The organism is Allopontixanthobacter sp. (assembly GCF_034376665.1).
Taxonomy (GTDB): Bacteria; Pseudomonadota; Alphaproteobacteria; order Sphingomonadales; family Sphingomonadaceae; genus Allopontixanthobacter.
Genome location: NZ_JAXMJI010000008.1, coordinates 1 through 3,471 on the forward strand (window position 1 = coordinate 1; position 3,471 = coordinate 3,471).

At 64.9% G+C, this 3,471-nt stretch carries 5 protein-coding genes; 1 reads left to right on the plus strand and 4 read right to left on the minus strand.

The features are described from left to right. Together U0988_RS00875 and hemW are read right to left on the minus strand one after the other, a co-directional pair. Window positions 1–553 (minus strand): site-specific integrase (locus tag U0988_RS00875; RefSeq protein WP_322290768.1); only part of this gene is annotated, 553 nt, incomplete at its 3' end. An 8-nt stretch (window positions 554–561) separates the two neighbouring features. Continuing rightward, window positions 562–1,713, minus strand: a complete 1,152-nt coding sequence (hemW, locus tag U0988_RS00880) for a radical SAM family heme chaperone HemW (protein ID WP_322290769.1) — start codon at window positions 1,711–1,713, stop codon at window positions 562–564. Between the two features lie 46 nt (window positions 1,714–1,759). On the opposite strand from hemW, the gene U0988_RS00885 reads away from it, so the two are divergent. Next, window positions 1,760–2,293 (plus strand): CAP domain-containing protein, encoded by a 534-nt coding sequence (locus U0988_RS00885; RefSeq protein ID WP_322290770.1) that lies wholly within the window; start codon window positions 1,760–1,762, stop codon window positions 2,291–2,293. Here U0988_RS00885 and rdgB read toward each other — a convergent pair whose 3' ends face one another. Then, window positions 2,294–2,920, minus strand: a complete 627-nt coding sequence (gene rdgB / locus U0988_RS00890) for an RdgB/HAM1 family non-canonical purine NTP pyrophosphatase (protein ID WP_322290771.1) — start codon at window positions 2,918–2,920, stop codon at window positions 2,294–2,296. It lies immediately after the preceding gene. A gap of 9 nt (window positions 2,921–2,929) precedes the next feature. Beyond that, window positions 2,930–3,471, minus strand: a 542-nt coding sequence (gene rph / locus U0988_RS00895) for a ribonuclease PH (RefSeq protein WP_322290772.1), incomplete at its 5' end; no start/stop codon positions are given.

Genomic DNA, 3,471 nt, shown 5'->3' on the forward strand with positions numbered 1-3,471 from the left:
GCACCGGCACTACGCGCTGTTTGCCGCCCTTGCCGGTAACGGACAGGGTCGTGCCCAGCGGAACGTCGCTGCCTGTCAGCGATAGCGCCTCGGCTATCCGCAGACCAGCGCCGTAGAGTAGCAGCAGCACCGCCCGGTCCCGCGCGCCGATCCATTCCTCGCCTGCGCTGATGGCGACCATCGCGGCCAGGTTCGTGGCTTCATCGGGAGTCACGGGGCGGGGCAGGCCCTTCTTGACTCGCGGTCCGCGCAGACGCGGCGCGGTGCTGCTTTCCAGCCCCGCCTGATCGCGGGCGAAGGAAATGAACGCCTTGAGCGCCGACAATTCCCGCGCGGCAGAGGCGTTTCCGAGGCCGTCGGCGCGGCGGGAAGCGAGTTGCGCCCTGAGTTCCGCCCCTTCGATCGCGGCGATTTCGTTCCAGTCGCGAAGTCCCCTGTCTTCGATCAGCCTCTTCGCTACAGCCACATAGGCCCGGACCGTATGCGGGGAGCGGCGACGGGCCTGGGCGAGATGATCGCGCCACTGCCCCAGCATTGCGTCCAACGGTGACATCGCGCCGGTCATGCGGCGACCAGTTCGCCGTGCACCAACTCGCCCAATAGCGCGTCGAGCAGCGGCATTCCGGCAGGCGTGACGCCGATCCTGTCGCCGCGCTGCCACGCCAGCGACAGGTCGATCAGCAGCCGCAGCCGGTCTGAATCAACCATGCGGGCGGCAGGCAGGCCAAACCGGGAGGTCAGATCGGCCAGATCGACGCCTTCAGCCAGCCTCAGCCCCATCAGCAAGGCTTCGGCGGCCTGTTCGCGCGCTTCGAGCGCGCGGCTCTCGCTTATCCCGCTCCCGTTGTTGCCTACCGCGGCGAGGAAGTTTTCCGGCTTTTTCTGCCGCACGGTGGCCATCCCCCCGCGGCGGCCATGTGCGCCGGGGCCGATTCCGCAATAGTCCTGGTAACGCCAATAAGTCAGATTGTGGCGGCTCTGTTCGCCGGGTCGGGCGTGGTTGCTGATTTCATAGGCCGGAATGCCGGCTGCATCGGTGAGTTCCCGGGTGAGGGCGAACAAATCCGCGGCCGGATCATCCTCCAGCGGCGCGAAGGCTCCGCGCCGGACGTCAGTTGCGAACCGTGTGCCTGGCTCTATGGTCAATTGGTACAGTGACAAATGGTCGGTGCCGAACCCGAGCGCCCGCGTCAGTTCGCCGTGCCAATCCTCCACCGTTTGTCCGGGCAGGGCATAGATCAGGTCGCAGCTGACGCGTCTGAAATGCCGCTGCGCCACGTCCAGCGCAGCCAGGCCTTCCTCCACCCCGTGAAGTCGCCCGAGAAATTTGAGCGCCGCATCATCCAGCGCCTGCAGGCCCAGCGAGACGCGCCCGACCCCCGCACTTGCCAGATCGGCGAATTTCGAAGCTTCGACCGAGGAGGGGTTGGCTTCGAGCGTTATCTCGATACCGGATGCGAAGCCCCACAGCCGCTCTGCCTCATCCAGCAGCGCGCCCACCAGACCAGGCGGCATTAGCGAAGGTGTGCCGCCGCCGAAAAAGATCGACTGGAGCGGCTCGCCCGACGCAATTTGCGCTTCATGACGCATGTCGGCCAGCAAAGCTCTCTGCCACGCCGCGACATCGACCCCCGACCGGACGTGGCTGTTGAAGTCGCAATAGGGGCACTTCTTCAGGCAGAAGGGCCAATGGATATATAACGCGCGGGCCATGCGTCTTTCAGCGCTTGTTAACCCGCCTGAGTCAAGATCGGCCGCGATGACCAAGGGGCAAATATTCGCTGTACTCGCTGCGGCTGGCGTTGTGGCTGCTGCAATCGCTCCGCCGCTTTCCGCGCAGTCGGCAAAGCCCTCGACCCGATTTGGCGAGCGACTGCTGCACGCACATAATTCCGAGCGTGTCAGGGTGGGTGCTGTTCCGCTGCAATGGAATGCGAAACTCGCAGCCGACGCAAAGCAATGGGCGGATCACCTCGCTCAGCGGGGCCGGCTGGAACACGCCAGCTATGAACAGCGCGCGAAGGCGGGCGAGAACCTGTGGATGGGCAGCGCGGGGTATTACAGCGCCGAAACCATGATTGGCGGCTTTATCGACGAGAGGAAGGATTTTCGGCCGGGCAAGTTCCCCGACGTGTCCCGCACCGGCAAGTGGCAGGATGTAGCGCATTATACGCAGGTCATCTGGCACGACACCCGCGAAGTCGGCTGCGCGGTATCGCGCGATGCAACGAACGATTTCCTGGTCTGTCGCTATTTGCCGGTCGGAAACTGGATCGGACAGCAGATCGGCTGACTATCCGAACTGCTCCGCCACCAGCTTTGCAAAGGCATCGGCCCGGTGGCTGATGCGGTGCTTTTCCTCCGGATCGAGCTCGGCAAAAGTGGCCTCTCCGCCCAGGGGTACGAATACGGGGTCGTAACCGAAGCCCATCGTTCCGCGCGGCGGCCAAGTCAGCGTGCCATCAACGCGGCCCTCGTACACTGCCGTTTCGCCGTCCGGCCATGCCAGCGCCAACACGCAGCTGAACCACGCATCGCGCGGCGTGGCGGGACCGGCTTCGCACAGCATCCCTTCGACCTTGCCCATCGCCATGTACCAGTCGCGGCCCGGCTTTCCCTCGAACCACTGCCGTTCGGCCCAGTCTGCGGTATAGACACCGGGGCGGCCATCCAGCGCGGCAACCGACAATCCGCTGTCATCGGCGAGCGAGACAATCCCCGACGCCTCCGCCGAAGCCCGCGCCTTGATCAGTGCGTTCTGGACGAAGGTGGTCCCGGTTTCCGCCGGTTCAGGCAGGCCGAGTGATCCGGCCGACAAGCAGTTCACCCCGTACGGCCCGAGCAGCGCGGAAATTTCCTTCAACTTGCCTGCGTTATGCGTGGCAATCACGAGGGAACCGGAACCGAGGCGCCTTGTCACTGTGCCGCCTCACTTCACCGCATCGAGCTGTGCGGCGAAGATGCCGTCACAGCCGATTCGGGCGAGGCGCAGCAGGCGCAGCAGGCCTTCCTCGTCATAAGTCGCACCTTCCGCAGTCGCCTGCACTTCGGCGATTTGCCCGCCGCTGATCAGCACGAAATTCGCGTCCGCATCGGCGTTGCTGTCCTCGTCGTAATCGAGATCGAGCACGGGCGTGCCCTTGTAGATGCCGCAGCTGATCGCCGCGACCTGTTTTTCGATTGGATCGACCTTGACGTCGCCGCTTGCCATCAACCCGTTCACTGCCAGCCGCAGAGCGACCCATGCGCCCGAGATGGCGGCGGTGCGGGTCCCGCCGTCCGCCTGGATGACGTCGCAATCAAGCGTGATCTGCCGTTCGCCGAGCTTCCGCAGATCTACCACGGAGCGTAAGGAACGCCCGATAAGACGCTGTATTTCCTGCGTTCGCCCGCTCTGCTTGCCGCGCGCCGCCTCCCGGCTGCCGCGCGTATGTGTCGCGCGGGGAAGCATTGAATATTCGCCCGTCACCC

Excerpts from the sequence above, each read along its gene's own strand:
- U0988_RS00885 (WP_322290770.1), top strand. The coding sequence starts at position 1,760 with ATGACCAAGGGGCAAATATTCGCTGTACTCGCTGCGGCTGGCGTTGTG.
- hemW (WP_322290769.1), bottom strand. The coding sequence starts at position 1,713 with ATGGCCCGCGCGTTATATATCCATTGGCCCTTCTGCCTGAAGAAGTGC.